The organism is Pseudescherichia sp. (assembly GCF_031987975.1).
Taxonomy (GTDB): Bacteria; Pseudomonadota; Gammaproteobacteria; order Enterobacterales; family Enterobacteriaceae; genus Pseudescherichia.
Window position 1 is genome coordinate 174,435 of the sequence record NZ_DALZYX010000008.1, and the last position, 15,079, is coordinate 189,513.

At 57.0% G+C, this 15,079-nt stretch carries 13 protein-coding genes; 8 read left to right on the forward strand and 5 right to left on the reverse strand.

The window, feature by feature from the left end; genetic code table 11:
* The first annotated feature begins 33 nt into the window (after positions 1-33).
* The gene (gene nfo / locus RTN40_RS15800; RefSeq protein WP_312229295.1) at positions 34-891 is read left to right on the forward strand and encodes a deoxyribonuclease IV; all 858 of its coding nucleotides are present in this window, start codon (positions 34-36) and stop codon (positions 889-891) included.
* Positions 892-950: 59 nt separating this feature from the next.
* Here nfo and fruA read toward each other — a convergent pair whose 3' ends face one another.
* Genes fruA through fruB form a run of 3 tightly spaced genes read right to left on the reverse strand, consistent with a single transcriptional unit; the run spans position 951 to position 4,732 of the window.
* A complete protein-coding gene (gene fruA / locus RTN40_RS15805) occupies positions 951-2,648 on the reverse strand; it encodes a PTS fructose transporter subunit IIBC (RefSeq protein WP_312229296.1) in 1,698 nt (565 codons plus the stop codon).
* Between the two features lie 15 nt (positions 2,649-2,663).
* A complete protein-coding gene (gene fruK, locus RTN40_RS15810) occupies positions 2,664-3,602 on the reverse strand; it encodes a 1-phosphofructokinase (protein WP_042389694.1) in 939 nt (312 codons plus the stop codon).
* A complete protein-coding gene (gene fruB / locus RTN40_RS15815) occupies positions 3,602-4,732 on the reverse strand; it encodes a fused PTS fructose transporter subunit IIA/HPr protein (RefSeq protein WP_312229297.1) in 1,131 nt (376 codons plus the stop codon). The genes fruK and fruB overlap by 1 nt, the downstream gene beginning before the upstream one ends.
* 371 nt (positions 4,733-5,103) lie before the next feature.
* Between fruB and setB the strand changes: the two genes are divergently transcribed.
* Positions 5,104-6,285, forward strand: a complete 1,182-nt coding sequence (setB, locus tag RTN40_RS15820; RefSeq protein ID WP_312229298.1) for a sugar efflux transporter SetB — start codon at positions 5,104-5,106, stop codon at positions 6,283-6,285.
* Here the strand turns inward: setB and RTN40_RS15825 are convergent.
* On the reverse strand, positions 6,282-6,536 hold the full coding sequence (locus RTN40_RS15825; protein ID WP_312229299.1) for a YkgJ family cysteine cluster protein: 255 nt from the start codon (positions 6,534-6,536) through the stop codon (positions 6,282-6,284). The two genes, setB and RTN40_RS15825, sit on opposite strands and share 4 nt — an antisense overlap.
* A 169-nt stretch (positions 6,537-6,705) precedes the next feature.
* Here RTN40_RS15825 and yeiP point away from each other — a divergent pair, with 169 nt between their 5' ends.
* Positions 6,706-7,278 (forward strand): elongation factor P-like protein YeiP, encoded by a 573-nt coding sequence (yeiP, locus tag RTN40_RS15830; protein ID WP_312212227.1) that lies wholly within the window; start codon positions 6,706-6,708, stop codon positions 7,276-7,278.
* Between the two features lie 61 nt (positions 7,279-7,339).
* On the opposite strand, the gene uxuA is transcribed toward yeiP, so the two are convergent.
* Positions 7,340-8,530: a mannonate dehydratase gene (gene uxuA, locus RTN40_RS15835; protein WP_312229300.1), complete on the reverse strand. Its 1,191-nt coding sequence runs from the start codon at positions 8,528-8,530 to the stop codon at positions 7,340-7,342.
* Between the two features lie 209 nt (positions 8,531-8,739).
* Between uxuA and RTN40_RS15840 the strand changes: the two genes are divergently transcribed.
* The 5 genes from RTN40_RS15840 (at position 8,740) to RTN40_RS15860 (ending at position 15,070) form a co-directional block, all read left to right on the forward strand.
* Positions 8,740-10,206: a fructuronate reductase gene (locus RTN40_RS15840; RefSeq protein WP_312229301.1), complete on the forward strand. Its 1,467-nt coding sequence runs from the start codon at positions 8,740-8,742 to the stop codon at positions 10,204-10,206.
* Positions 10,207-10,337: 131 nt separating this feature from the next.
* Complete coding sequence (locus RTN40_RS15845; RefSeq protein ID WP_312229302.1) at positions 10,338-11,324, forward strand: GTP-binding protein; 987 nt, start codon at positions 10,338-10,340, stop codon at positions 11,322-11,324.
* 33 nt (positions 11,325-11,357) lie between these two features.
* The gene (locus tag RTN40_RS15850) at positions 11,358-12,071 is read left to right on the forward strand and encodes a phosphatase PAP2 family protein (RefSeq protein ID WP_312229303.1); all 714 of its coding nucleotides are present in this window, start codon (positions 11,358-11,360) and stop codon (positions 12,069-12,071) included.
* Between the two features lie 415 nt (positions 12,072-12,486).
* A complete protein-coding gene (gene mepS / locus RTN40_RS15855; protein WP_312229304.1) occupies positions 12,487-13,053 on the forward strand; it encodes a bifunctional murein DD-endopeptidase/murein LD-carboxypeptidase in 567 nt (188 codons plus the stop codon).
* 208 nt (positions 13,054-13,261) lie between these two features.
* Positions 13,262-15,070: an extracellular solute-binding protein gene (locus tag RTN40_RS15860; RefSeq protein WP_312229305.1), complete on the forward strand. Its 1,809-nt coding sequence runs from the start codon at positions 13,262-13,264 to the stop codon at positions 15,068-15,070.
* Positions 15,071-15,079 lie beyond the last annotated feature (9 nt).

The window sequence follows — 15,079 nt, forward strand, 5'->3', positions numbered from 1 at the left end:
TGTTTTTACCTGCGGGTTTTACAGGAGTTGTAGATGAAATTTATTGGCGCGCACGTTAGCGCGGCGGGCGGCGTAGCAAATGCCGCCGTGCGTGCGGCAGAGATTGGGGCCACCGCCTTTGCCCTGTTTACTAAAAACCAGCGCCAGTGGCGGGCAGCCGCGCTCAGTCGTGCAACCATCGACGAGTTCAAGGCCGCCTGTGAAAAGCACCGCTTTGGTCCAGGCCAGATCCTGCCTCACGACAGCTATCTCATTAACCTGGGGCATCCGGTAGCCGAGGCGCTGGAGAAGTCCCGGGAAGCCTTCATCGATGAGATGCAGCGCTGCGAGCAGCTGGGTCTGACCCTGCTGAACTTCCATCCCGGTAGTCACCTGATGCAGATCCCGGAGGATGAGTGCCTGGCGCGCATCGCTGAATCTATCAACATCGCGCTGGATAAAACCGAGGGCGTCACGGCGGTAATTGAAAATACCGCTGGCCAGGGCAGCAACCTCGGCTTTAAGTTTGAGCATCTTGCGGCAATTATCGACGGCGTGGAGGATAAATCCCGCGTTGGCGTCTGCATCGATACCTGCCACGCCTTCGCGGCGGGGTACGATCTGCGCGGCAGCGAGGCCTGTGAAAAAACTTTTGCCGAGTTTGAGCGCATCGTCGGCTTCCAGTATCTGCGAGGAATGCACCTCAACGATGCCAAAAGCGCTTTTGCCAGCCGCGTTGACCGCCACCACAGCCTGGGCGAAGGCAATATTGGCCACGAGGCCTTTAGCTGGATCATGCAGGACACCCGCTTCGACGGTATTCCGCTGATCCTCGAGACCATTAACTCAGATATCTGGGATGAAGAGATTGCGTGGCTGAAGGCGCAGCAGGTGCAGACAGCCACGGTTTAAGACTGTTGTACCGGACATAAAAAAGGCAGCCCGTGGGCTGCCTTTTTGATCCAGCAACGTTACGCGGTTTTCACTGCCATTTCCGCTTCCGGACGTTTCAGGAAGGCGTAGGCCAGACCTGCCAGCAGCGTACCGGCGACGATTGCCACCAGATAGCCCAGCACCGGCGTAATCGCCCCCGGGATCAGCAGCACAAACAGGCCGCCGTGCGGCGCCATCAGCTTCGCGCCAATCGCCATTGAGATGGCCCCGGTCACCGCACCACCCACGATACAGCACGGGATCACACGCATCGGATCGCGAGCAGCGAACGGAATCGCCCCCTCGGAGATGAAGCACAGACCCAGCACCAGCGCGGCTTTGCCCCCTTCCTGCTGCCCTTTATCGAACTTCTTACGGGCAACCATGGTTGCAACACCCATCGCCAGCGGCGGTACCATACCTGCGGCCATGATGGCAGCCATCGGCGCATAGGTTTGGGTACTCAGCAGGCCAACACCAAAGGCATAAGCCGCTTTGTTAACCGGACCGCCCATGTCGGTACACATCATGCCACCGAGGATCGCCCCCAGCAGTACCGCATTCGCCGTACCCATGGTTTGCAGCCAGTGGGTCAGGCCAGTCAGGATACCCGCGACCGGTTTACCGATCAGGTAGATCATCGCCAGGCCAACCACCAGGCTGGAGAAGAGCGGAATGATCAGGATAGGCTTCAGCGCCTCCATGCTCGGCGGCAGCTTCAGCTTCTGGCTGATCGCTTTCGCTACGTAGCCCGCAAGGAAACCTGCAATGATACCGCCGATAAAGCCGGAACCGGTGCTGACCGCCAGCATGCCGCCAATCAGGCCTGGGGTCAGACCCGGACGGTCGGCGATAGAGAAGGCAATATACCCAGCCAGCACCGGCACCATCAGCGCGAACGCTGAACCGCCGCCGATCTGCATCAGCGCAGCGGCCAGAGTGTCAGGGGTTTTAAACGCTTCGATACCGAAAGCGAAGGACAGGGCGATACAGAGACCGCCCGCCACCACCATCGGCAGCATATAGGAGACGCCGGTCAGCAGGTGACGGTATGCGCCCGCGCTCTCTTTCTTCCCTTCCGTTGCCGTCTGGGCTTTGCCGGAAGGCTGATAAGGCTTCGCTTCCGCCTGGGCTTTATCCAGCTCCTGGGCGGTTTTCTTCAGCGCCAGTCCGGTGGTGGTGCGGTACATCGGCTTACCGGCAAACTTCGCCAGATCCACCTCGATATCCGCCGCCACGATCACCAGATCCGCCTCGGCCACCTCTTCCGGGGTGATGGCGTTACCGGCACCCACGGAACCACGAGTTTCAACCTTCACCCACCAGCCGCGTTTTTTGGCTTCGGTTTCGATCGCTTCCGCCGCCATAAAGGTGTGCGCCACGCCGGTCGGGCATGCCGTCACCGCCACAATGCGCTTCACACCGCTGCTTGTCGCCTGAGCGGCTGGAGCAGCAGCGGCGACCGGGGCGCTGTAGACTGCGGCGTGGCTTTTCGCCTCGCTCAGGAACAGTTCCGGATGCGCGACGGCGCGGTTCACGTCCCCGAGCCACACTTTCTTGCCGCTCAGGGCGCTGTCGTTTGGCATGCTGGAGCCAAGCACGATGGCCAGCTCCGCTTCATTCGGGTTGTCGATAAATTGCAGATTTGCTTTTTGTGCCGCCGCACCCAGCAGGGTTTTCGCCATATAAGCGCGAGCCTGTCCAAGCGCGGAGTCAATAATCAGCAGCGTTTTCATTATGCTCTCCTGCTGTTAGTTAAAAGGTTTTAAGTCAACGCGCGCCATCATCGCGGCTAACTGGGTACGATCGGTAATGCCGACGTTACTCTGGCTGACTGCCAGCGCCGCGACCGCGGTCGCAAGGCGTAACGTATGCTCACTGGACTCACGCATCAGCAGGCCGTAAATCAGACCACCAACCATCGAATCCCCTGCGCCAACGGTGCTTACCACTTCCATTGACGGCGGTTTGGCGATCCATTCGCCTGAAGCGTTAACCCACAGCGCGCCTTCCGCCCCCAGCGAGATCACCACGTGGGCGATCCCCTGCTCACGAAGGGCATGAGCGGCTTCAATCACATCTTTCAGCTCAGGCAGCTTACGCCCGGCCCAGATCTCCAGCTCGCGACGGTTCGGCTTCACCAGCCACGGCGCAGCTTTCAGCCCGGCGACCAGCGCCTCGCGGCTGCTGTCAAAGATGATGCATGGACACTGGCTGCGCAGGCGGGTCATCCAGTCGGTAAAGGCTTCCGGGCTGACGCCGGCCGGCAGGCTGCCGCTGACGCAGACCATATCGAACTGGCCCAGCCAGCTCAGGGAGTCGGCAACAAAGCGTTCCCAGTCCGCCGGGGTCACTTCGAAACCGGAGAAGTTAAAGTCTGTGACCTCACTGTCTTTTTCGGTCAGCTTAACGTTGATACGGGTACGGCCCTGCACCACCTGGAAACGGTTGGCAATGCCCAGCTCGCTAAACAGCTGCTGGAAGCCATCCTGGTTATCTTTGCCGAGGAAACCGCCGACGGTAACGTCAATGCCTAAATCCTTCAGCACCTTGGCGACGTTGATCCCTTTACCTGCCGCGTGCAGGCCGGTAGTCCGGACAAGGTTTACTTCACCGCGTTCAATTTCCGGCGTAAATCCCACCAGGTCGTAGGCCGGGTTAAGGGTGATTGTGGCAACACGTCTGCTCATTATGCGCCCTCCCCCAGACCGCTCGCGATGGCTTCGCCAATCGCCTGCAGCGCCTGTTCAGCATCTTCACCCTGTGCAGTAAAGCGCAGACGATGCCCTTTCTTCACGCCCAGCGCCACCACCTTCATCAGGCTGCGGCCGTTAGCAGGCTTGCCGCTGCCGTCCAGGTTAGTGACGGTCACGTCGCTGTTAAACTGTTTAATGGTATTGACCAGCATCGTCCCCGGACGAGCGTGCAGACCGTGCTCGTTGCGCACGACAAACTCAGCGTTCAGCACGTCAGCCTTCAGCGCGTCATCGCTGGTCAGCAGCGCCAGCAGCGTGGCGGAATCAGCGGACAGCAGGCGGTCAGCTTTATTGGCCAGCAGAATGTCAGCCAGACGCTTCAGCACCGCTTCCGGACCGGTGTCGGTCATCGCCACGCTCACCAGCAGCGCCGCGCGCTCGCCGTTGACGTCAAAAGCGTTTGCCGCCCGGCTGACGGCAATGGCGCTTTGCAGGTTACCTTCAGCGCTATCGTTCAGCCAGATCCCCTGGCCGAGGTTCAGCGGCTGTTCGCTGATGGCGCGAGTCACAAAGTTAACGTCAACTGCGCCAGCCTCTTTCAGGCGTCCGGCGTTCAGCGCCTGCAGGGTCACCAGATCGTTGGCCGCCACGTCGAGAGTCAGCGTGTCGTTATCCAGCTTCATGCCAGCACTCTGTTTTTCACCCATCAGCAGGGCGCGCAGCTCTTCAGCGGTAGTCGCTGATTGCAGCTGAGCGGCAACGTCATCATCGCTCAGAACGTGAGTCAGCTGGCGCAGCAGGCCCAGGTGCTCATCCGAGCTGGCGGCGATGCCGATAGCAACATAGGCTACCTGGCCTTCACCCCACAGCACGCCCTGCGGGAACTGATAGACCTGGACGCCGGTTTTCAGTACCTGGTCGCGGGTATCGGTAGTACCGTGCGGAATAGCGATGCCGTTGCCAAGGAAGGTTGAGGTCTGCTGCTCGCGCGCGAGCATACCGGCCACATAGCCATCAGCTACGTTGCCCGCCTGCACCAGCGCGCCCGCTATCTGGCGAATAGCCTCTTCTTTGTTATTGGCCTGCTGGCCTGGATGGATGTCCTGAACGGATAACTGGAACATGAATCTCCACTCCTGCTGAACTTGAATCGTTTCAGCTAGCTGGTGAAATGGAGCGTCATCGGCGCGGAGAACGATCGGGCAGATGACGCTGAAACGTTTCACGAAGTCTTGCGCAGTACGCCCAAGGGATCAAGGAAACTCTTAATTTCGGTATTAAAATTTAGAGCTAATGCACATTTCTGTACCTTCTGCCGACGCGCTGCTGAACACGACGCCCTGGCTTTACGGTCTGTTTCAGCAACGTCAGCCTTAATGATAATTATTTCAAAATACTGTTTTGCTTTTTTGTGGCAAAAGCCATTTCGACAGCTGTCTATTTTCGCTCCAGCGGCGTAAAATCCGCGTCTCTCTACGATAAACGATAGTCAAAGATGCAAACTTCTCCTGCTGACGCAGCCCCAAGACCCGTTGATTTCACCTCTGCCGCATTTCTGATCGTTGCCTTTTTAACCGGCATCGCCGGGGCGTTACAGACCCCAACCCTGAGCCTGTTTCTGACCAACGAGGTGCACGTTCGTCCGGCGATGGTTGGCTTCTTCTTTACCGGCAGCGCGGTGATTGGCATCCTGGTCAGTCAGTTTCTGGCCGGGCGCTCCGACCGTAAAGGGAGCCGGAAAAACCTGATCGTCTTCTGCTGCCTGCTTGGCGTGCTGGCCTGCGTGCTGTTTGCCTGGAACCGTAACTACTTTATCCTGCTGTTTGTTGGTGTCTTCCTGAGCAGCTTTGGCTCTACCGCCAACCCGCAGATGTTCGCCCTCGCCAGAGAGCATGCCGACCATACTGGCCGGGAAGCGGTGATGTTCAGTTCAATACTGCGCGCCCAGGTGTCGCTGGCATGGGTGATTGGCCCGCCGCTGGCCTACGCGTTGGCAATGGGATTTGGTTTTACGGCGATGTATCTCAGCGCGGCGGTAGCCTTTATTGTCTGCGGGGTAATGGTCTGGCTCTTTCTGCCCGCCATGCGCAAGGAGCCACGCCTCGCCACTGACGTAGCTGAAGCACCGCGCACCAATCGCCGCGACGCGCTGCTGCTGTTTACCGTCTGCACCCTGATGTGGGGCACCAACAGCCTCTACATTATCAATATGCCGCTGTTTATTATTGAGGAGCTGCATCTGCCGGAGAAGCTTGCCGGCGTGATGATGGGTACCGCCGCCGGGCTGGAGATCCCGACCATGCTGATTGCGGGCTACTATGCAAAACGCTTCGGTAAGCGTTTCCTGATGCGTATTGCAGTCGCGAGCGGCCTGCTGTTCTATATTGGAATGCTGACGGTGCATACTCCTGCCCTGCTGCTGGCCTTCCAGCTGCTGAACGCTATCTACATCGGTATTCTGGCGGGGATTGGCATGCTCTATTTTCAGGATCTGATGCCGCGCCAGGCTGGCGCAGCCACCACGCTCTATACCAATACCACCCGCGTCGGCTGGATCATCGCCGGTTCGCTGGCCGGGGTGGTAGCGGAGATCTGGAGCTATCACGCTGTGTTCTGGATCGCGCTGGCGATGGCGCTGTTAGCCGCCGTCTGTCTGGCTCGAATTAAGGACGTTTAGGGTGCAGTTGCCGCTTCGAGCGTCAGCAGGTACGTCATCGCCTCGTCGCGGCTGGTGAGGCACATCTCCCGCGACGGTTGCAGGCCGGAGCAGACCTTCGGGCGCAGGGGGGAGCCGAAGATATTACAGAGGTTGTCCGCAGAGAGCTGAACGCAGCGCGTATTGGCCGGTTTGCCGTTGGGCATCCCGGGGATAGGACTACTGATTGACGGGGCGGTACAGCAGGCTCCGCAGTCCGGGCGACACTCCATAAAACGGCTCTCTTTTCGTAGTGAATAGCGCGGCAGATGCCGACGCTTTGCCGCACGCTAACACTTTTCGTAGTGAAGATGCAAAACCTGGCGAAGAGGCTTGCCAACCGCGCCCCTCGCGAGTACTTTGTCGCGATATTTTTCCCACTTTTCCCGCACAGGATCCATCATGGCAAGAGCGAACGAAATCAAAAAAGGTATGGTATTGAATTACAACGGTAAGTTGCTGATTGTAAAAAATATCGATATTCAATCCCCCAGTGCCCGTGGTGCAGCAACCCTCTATAAAATGCGCTTCGCTGACGTCCGCACCGGGCTGAAAGTTGAAGAGCGTTTTAAGGGCGATGATATCGTTGATACCGTAACCCTGACCCGTCGCTTCGTTGACTTCTCCTATGTGGACGGCAACGAATACGTCTTTATGGATAAAGAGGATTACACCCCGTATATCTTTACCAAAGAGCAGATTGAAGAAGAATTACAGTTTATGCCGGAAGGCGGCATGCCGGATATGCAGGTTCTGACGTGGGATGGCCAGCTGCTGGCGCTGGAACTGCCGCAGACGGTGGATCTGGAGATTGTGGAGACCGCGCCGGGTATTAAAGGTGCATCAGCCAGCTCGCGTACCAAACCAGCAACCCTGAGCACCGGTCTGGTGATCCAGGTGCCTGAGTACCTGACCACCGGTGAGAAGATCCGCATTCATATCGAAGAGAGCCGCTACATGGGCCGTGCGGATTAATATCCCATAAGCGCTATAAATGCCGGGTGGCGGCTAACGCCCTACCCGGCCTACCTCTGACCTATAATAAATCGCGGAACAGCGTCTGCTTCAGCGCCAGCTCGACGCCGCGCACTTCCGCCATCCCCTTCAGGCGACCAATTGCCGAATAGCCCGGGTTGGTTTTCTTACGCAGATCATCAAGCATCTGATGGCCGTGATCCGGACGGAACGGGATCGGACGCAGATCGCCCGCCTGTTTACGCCGCTGCTCTTCGGTCAGAATGGCTTTCACCACCGACACCATATCAACGTCGCCCTGCAGATGCGCCGCCTCGTGGAAAGTTTTTGGATTCTCTTCCCGGCAGGTTGCGCGCAGGTGGGTGAAGTGAATACGATCGCCAAAGGTTTCCACCATCATTACCAGATCGTTATCGGCGCGCACGCCGTAGGAGCCGGTGCACATGGTGAAGCCGTTATTGATGCTATCGACGGTCTCTTTCAGCCACTGCATATCGTCAATGGTAGAGACGATGCGCGGCAGGCCGAGGATCGGGCGCGGCGGATCGTCCGGATGCACCGCCAGGCGCACGCCAGCCTCTTCCGCCACCGGCACAATCGCCCGCAGGAAGACGGCCATGTTCTCACGCAGCTGCGCTTTATCGATGCCGTCGTACTCCGCCAGGCGGGCGCGGAACTGGTCCAGAGTATAGCCCTCTTCCGCTCCCGGCAGGCCAGCAATAATATTGCGGGTCAGCTTGTCGATCTCCGCCGCGCTGGCGTTGTCGAACCACGCCCTGGCCTGGCGCTGCTCTTCTTCGCTATAGTCCGCTTCCGCGCCTTTACGCTGCAAAACGTGCAGCTCAAAGGCAGCGAAGGCGATCTGATCGAAACGCAGGGCTTTCGAACCGTCCGGCAGCTCATACTCCAGATCGGTACGGGTCCAGTCGAGGATCGGCATAAAGTTGTAGCAGACGGTATCAATGCCGCAGGCCGCCAGGTTACGGATGCTCTGCTGGTAGTTGGCAATCCAGGTGTCAACCTGGCCGCTATGGGTTTTAATCTCTTCGTGTACCGGAATGCTCTCGACGACCGACCAGGTTAACCCTTTTTCAGCCAGCAGCGCCTGGCGCTGTTTAATCTCTTCAACCGGCCATACCTGACCGTTGGGAATGTGGTGCAGCGCAGTGACCACGCCCGTAGCGCCCGCCTGGCGGACATCATCAAGTGAAACCGGATCGTTCGGACCGTACCAACGCCAGGTTTGTTCCATCGCCTAATCCTCAGATAAAGTTGTTATACCAATATGACGCACACAGATGACGACTACCATACATGTTTCCCCGACATGGTCAATTGGTCCACCAGCTTTGATTGATCCAGCTCACGTTCCGCAGATATTTGAGGCACACCAATTTAATTTGCTGTCATATAACTTTACACTGCATTTTGTTAATTATTGGTTAATCAGGTGTATTGGTCATGAAAACTATTGCCTCTGTTGCCCTCGCGGAAAACGTTCAACAACCCGGGTACGATCGTCAGGCGCTGCGCTCGCGCATTGTTCACTTTGGATTTGGCGCTTTTCACCGCGCCCACCAGGCGCTATTAACCGATCGGGTGCTCAATGCCCGGGGTGGCGACTGGGGGATCTGTGAAATCAGCCTGTTCAGCGGCGATACGTTAATGACCCAGCTCCGCGAGCAGGACCATCTCTTTACCGTGCTGGAAAAAGGGGCCGAGGGGAATCATGCGATTATCGTCGGGGCGGTAAAAGAGTGTCTGAACGCGAAGCTCGACTCACTGGCGGCCATCATTGAGAAGTTTTGCGAGCCGCAGGTGGCGATTGTGTCCCTGACCATTACCGAAAAAGGCTACTGCATCGATCCGGCCACCGGCAAACTGGATACCCGTAACGAACGCATCGTGCACGATCTGCAAAACCCGCAGGAGCCGCACTCCGCACCGGGCATTCTGGTTGAGGCTCTCGCCCGCCGCCGCGAGCGGGGACTGCCCCCGTTCAGCGTTCTCTCATGCGACAACATTCCTGACAACGGTCACGTAGTTAAAAACGCCGTGCTGGGGATGGCGCAGCAGCGCTCCGCCGAGCTGGCAGCGTGGATCGGCGAGCAGGTAAGCTTCCCGGGCACGATGGTCGATCGCATTGTACCCGCCGCCACCGACGCCTCGCTGGCTGAAATCGCTGACGTGCTGGGGGTAGAGGATCCGTGCGCCATCAGCTGCGAGCCGTTTATCCAGTGGGTCATCGAAGATAACTTCGTTGCCGGGCGTCCGGAGTGGGAAGCCGCCGGCGTGCAGATGGTCGATGACGTTCTCCCCTGGGAGCAGATGAAGCTGCGGATGCTCAACGGCAGTCACTCCTTTTTAGCGTATCTCGGCTACCTGGCTGGCTTCGCCCACATCAATGACTGTATGGCTGACACGCATTTCCGTGCCGCCGCCCGCAGCCTGATGCTGGATGAGCAGGCGCCAACGCTGCGCATTACCGGCGTCGATTTAACAGATTATGCCGAGAGTCTGCTGGCGCGCTTTGCCAATCCGGCGCTTCAGCACCGCACCTGGCAGATTGCAATGGACGGCAGCCAGAAGCTCCCCCAACGTATGCTGGAGAGTATTCGCCTGCATCTGGAGCGCGGGACCGACTGGCCGCTGCTGGCGCTGGGCGTGGCGGGCTGGATGCGCTACGTCAGCGGCGTTGATGATGCAGGCCGGGCCATTGATGTGCGCGATCCGCTGGCTGAGACGTTCCGTGAGAAGGTCGCCCAGAGCAGCGAAGACGAGCGCGTCGCGGCCCTGCTCTCGCTCAGTGAAATATTCGGCAGCGATCTGCCGGACAATCCGGCCTTTGTCTCCGCCATCGAGAGTGCCTGGCAGCGTATCGCGACCCAGGGCGCGCATCAGGCGGTCATTACCACGCTACAGCATTAACCTTTCCTGCTTTTATCGCGGACGGAAAATGCTGCCGTCCGCGGTTACCCTTCTCTTTTCACTCTTTTTTCGCCAGGATGGTGGGATCGTTTTGACGCCCCTACGCGGGCGGGACTATTTCTGGAGTGAATGTGACTAAGACCAACCTAATTACCGGCTTCCTGGGCACCGGCAAAACCACCTCGATCTTGCATCTGCTGGCAAACAAGCCGGCGGGGGAGAAGTGGGCCGTGCTGGTCAATGAATTTGGTGAAGTCGGCATTGACGGCGCGCTGATGGCTGAGAGCGGCGCGCTGCTGAAAGAGATCCCCGGTGGCTGCATGTGCTGCGTCAACGGCCTGCCGATGCAGGTAGGACTGAATACGCTGCTGCGCCAGGGGAAACCCGACCGCCTGCTGATTGAGCCAACCGGGCTGGGCCATCCGAAGCAGATCCTCGATATCCTCACCGCTGAGGTCTACGAGCCGTGGATCGACCTGCGCGCCACCCTCTGTCTGCTCGATCCGCGCCAGCTGCTGGATGAAAAGGCGGTCACTAACGAGAACTTCCGCGATCAGCTGGCGGCGGCGGATATTATCATCGCCAATAAAAGCGATCGCGCAACCCCTGAAAGCGAGGCGGCACTGGCTACGTGGTGGCAGCAGTTCAGCGGCGATCGCCAGCTGCTAACAGCTACTCAGGGCGAGATCGATCCTGCGCTGCTGGACACGCCGCGTCGCAACCGCCGCGAGCTGCCCACCAGCGCCGAGCACAATCATAGCCACGGCGAGAAAAAGGGGCTGGCAGCGCTGAGCCTGCCCGCCCACCAGCGCTGGCGGCGCAGCCTGAACAGCGGCCAGGGTCATCAGGCCTGCGGCTGGATTTTTGATGCTGAAACGCGGTTTGACACCGTGGGGATCCTGGAGTGGGCGCGTCTGGCCCCGGCTGGACGGGTAAAAGGCGTTATGCGCATTGCCGAGGGGCTGGTGCGCATCAATCGCCAGGGGGAAGATTTTCGCATTGAGACGCAAAACGTCGCCCCACCGGACAGTCGTATTGAGCTGATTGCGGATCATGACGTGGACTGGAACGCGCTTCAGTCCGCTCTGTTGAAGCTTCGTTTAGCGGATGCGGATTAACGTTGCGGCTTTAGAATCTGCCGTGATGGAATAATGAAAAACCGACTGTCTCTTATATTACTGCTTAACGTTGCCGGGCTGGCACTGTTTTTATCCTGGTACCTGCCCGTCAATCATGGCGCCTGGTTTACGCTGGACTCCGCGATTTTTCATTTTTTCAATCATCTGCTGGTGGAGAGCCGCGCCTTTCTGTGGCTGGTGGCGATTACCAATAACCGGGGATTTGACGTCTGTTCGCTGCTGGCAATGGGTAGCGTCATGTTCACCTTCTGGCTACAAGCGGACGGCGCAGGCCGCCAGCGGATAGTGGCAATCGGCTTCATGATGCTGCTGACGGCGCTGATAGTAAACCAGCTGGCGCAGCATCTCTATCCAGTTAAACGCGCCAGCCCTACACTCTATTTCAGCGATATCTGGCGGGTAAGCGATTTACTGGATATATCCACCAAGGATGCGTCAAAGGATAGTTTCCCTGGCGATCACGGTATGATGCTGCTTATTTTTTCCACAATTATGTGGCGCTATTTCGGTGTTAAAACCTTTTTAATTGCCCTGATTATTTTTGTGGTTTTCGCTTTTCCGCGGGTAATGATTGGCGCCCACTGGTTTAGCGATATCGCTGTCGGATCGCTCTCTGCGGTACTTATTGGCCTGCCGTGGGTCTTGCTTACGCCATTAAGCGATGGGGTAATTTCACTGTTTGATCGTTATCTCCCCAGCAAAAATAAACAATTTAATAACATTTAAACACGTGTAATTAACAACGTTAATCAGGGATTCTTTAGGATCCCTGACACAAATTTTTACCGATAGCCGCAAACTGTCATCGTTTTGTCATTTAAATTTCTTTACAAATTAGCGTGTTGAATGATTTTCGCGCCAGACAGGCCACTTTTCATACAAATCATTTTTTTCACTTTGTCTATCATAATTTCTTATAAAAAATCGTATAAAACCACTCGCAATGGGGGAAACGATCGGGTAATCTCGATGACGTTTCGCCTCACAGAGATAAATATTCCCGCTGTGAATTAATTTGTGCGTTTCACCACAGATTTGACCAAGAGGAATTGTCTCTCAGTGCGCAAGTAATTAGGCTCGTCACGTTTGGCATTTTTATAACGATATTTATCGTTAAGGACTTCAAGGGAAAATAAGCAACATGGTCAAATCTCAACCGTTCCTGAGATATCTCTGGCGGGCTATCCCCGCGATCGCAGTAGCGGCACTGCTTTCAGCTTGTTCGACAAATACCGCAAAGAATATGCACCCTGAGACGCATGTTGTGGGCATGGAAGATGCCTCTTCACTGCAAGCCTCTCAGGATGAATTTGAAAATATGGTACGTAATCTCGACGTTAAGTCGCGACTCATGGACCAATACGCCAGCTGGAAAGGCGTGCGTTACCGTCTTGGCGGTGATACCAAGCGTGGCATCGACTGCTCCGCTTTTGTACAGCGCACCTTCCGTGAACAGTTTGGCCTTGAGCTGCCGCGTTCGACCTACGAACAGCAGGAGATGGGTAAATCGGTATCACGCAGCGGCCTGCGTACCGGTGACCTGGTTCTCTTCCGCGCCGGCTCTACCGGACGCCACGTTGGCATCTATATCGGTAATAACCAGTTTGTTCATGCTTCCACCAGTAGCGGTGTGATGATCTCCAATCTGGACGAGCCATACTGGAAAAAGCGCTACAATGAAGCGCGCCGCGTTTTAGTTCGCAGCTAATTAATACGCAGCTAGCTCCCCAGGACCGGTTTTCCCTTGGCCAGTACCGAGAGAGCATAAATGAAAGCGTTGCTTCGGCAGCGCTTTTTTTTGCTCTTTTGCCAGGCCAATTCTACACAACGTAATAACACGCAAATGATATTCACAATATCCGCAAGGTCACTTATCATTCATTGACTCATAGCGCCCGGTAAAAGGACACTGCCTGATGACGTTTGCGCGCCTCTCTGCTCTGCTGCTTGCCCTGCTCTGCTTAACCTGCCAGGCGCAGACCATTAAAGAGAACTATGCTTTTGCCGTCATTGGCGAACCGAAATACGCCATCAACTTTACCCACTTTGACTACGTTGATCCTGCGGCGCCCAAAGGCGGCAACGTCACGCTGTCGGTTATCGGTACCTTTGATAACTTCAACCGCTTTGCCCTGCGTGGTAATGCCGGGGTGCGCACGGAGTCGCTCTATGACTCGCTCTTCACGACGTCCGACGACGAGCCGGGCAGCTACTATCCGCTGATTGCCGAAGTGGCGCGCTATGCCGATGACTATTCGTGGATGGAGATCTCCCTCAACCCACGCGCCACCTTTCACGACGGTTCACCGATTACCGCCCGCGACGTCGCTTTTACCTTCCATAAATTTATGACCGAAGGGGTGCCACAGTTTCGCCTGATCTACAAGGGCACCACGATGGAGGCCATTGCGCCGCTCACGGTGCGCATCCAGCTTGCGAAGCCGGGCAAAGAGGATATGCTCAGCCTGCTTACCCTGCCGGTGATGCCAGAGAAGTTCTGGAAAGATCACAAGCTCAGCGATCCTCTCGCCACGCCGCCGCTGGGCAGCGGGCCGTACCGCATCAGCAAATGGCGAATGGGGCAATATATTATCTACAGCCGGGTGAAGGATTACTGGGGAGCCAATCTGCCGGTTAACCGTGGGCGATGGAATTTCGATACGATCCGCTACGACTACTATCTTGACGATAACGTGGCCTTTGAAGCCTTTAAGGCCGGTGCGTTCGACATGCGTACCGAGGGCGATGCCAAAAACTGGGCCACGCGCTACAGCGGAAAAAATTTCAGCAATCACCAAATCGTTAAACAGGAGCTGAAAAATGAATCGGCTCAGGATACGCGCTGGCTGGCGTTTAATAATCAACGTCCCCTGTTTAGTGACCGTCGCGTGCGCGAGGCGCTGACCCTCGCCTTTGATTTTGAGTGGATGAACAAGGCGCTGTTCTATAAAGCCTACAGCCGCACCAACAGCTATTTCCAGAATACCGAGTACGCCGCGCGCGGCTATCCGGATGCGGCGGAACTGACCCTGCTTGCGCCGATGAAGGCCGACCTGCCGCCGGAGGTGTTTAACACTATCTACCAGCCGCCGGTGTCAAAAGGCGACGGCTTCGATCGCCCTAACCTGCTGAAGGCCAACAAGCTGCTGGACGATGCCGGATGGGTGTTGAAAAACAAGCGGCGCGTAAACGCTAAAACCGGTAAGCCCTTCAGCTTTGAGCTGCTGCTGCCTGCCGGAGCCAATAATCTGTGGGTAATGCCTTTCCAGCATAATCTGGAGCGACTGGGGATCACGATGAACGTCCGTCAGGTGGATAACTCCCAGCTCACCAACCGCCTGCGCAGCCGCGACTTTGATATGATGCCGCGCACCGTGCGCGCCACGCCGTGGCCCGGTACCGATCTGCAGATCTCCTGGGGGTCGCAATACCTTGATTCCACCTATAATACGCCAGGCGTTAGCAGCCCGGTGATTGATACCCTGCTGGCGCAGATCGTTGCCAACCAGGGGAATAAAGAGAAGCTTGTTCCGTTAGGGCGCGCGCTGGATCGCGTTCTGACCTGGAATTACTACATGCTGCCGATGTGGTATATGGCCGCCGATCGTCTTGCGTACTGGGACAAGTTCTCTATGCCTGAGGTGCGACCGATCTACTCCCTCGGGTTTGATACCTGGTGGTATGACGTCAATAAAGCGGCGAAACTGCCTGCCGACAGGCGCTAAGGAGCATAC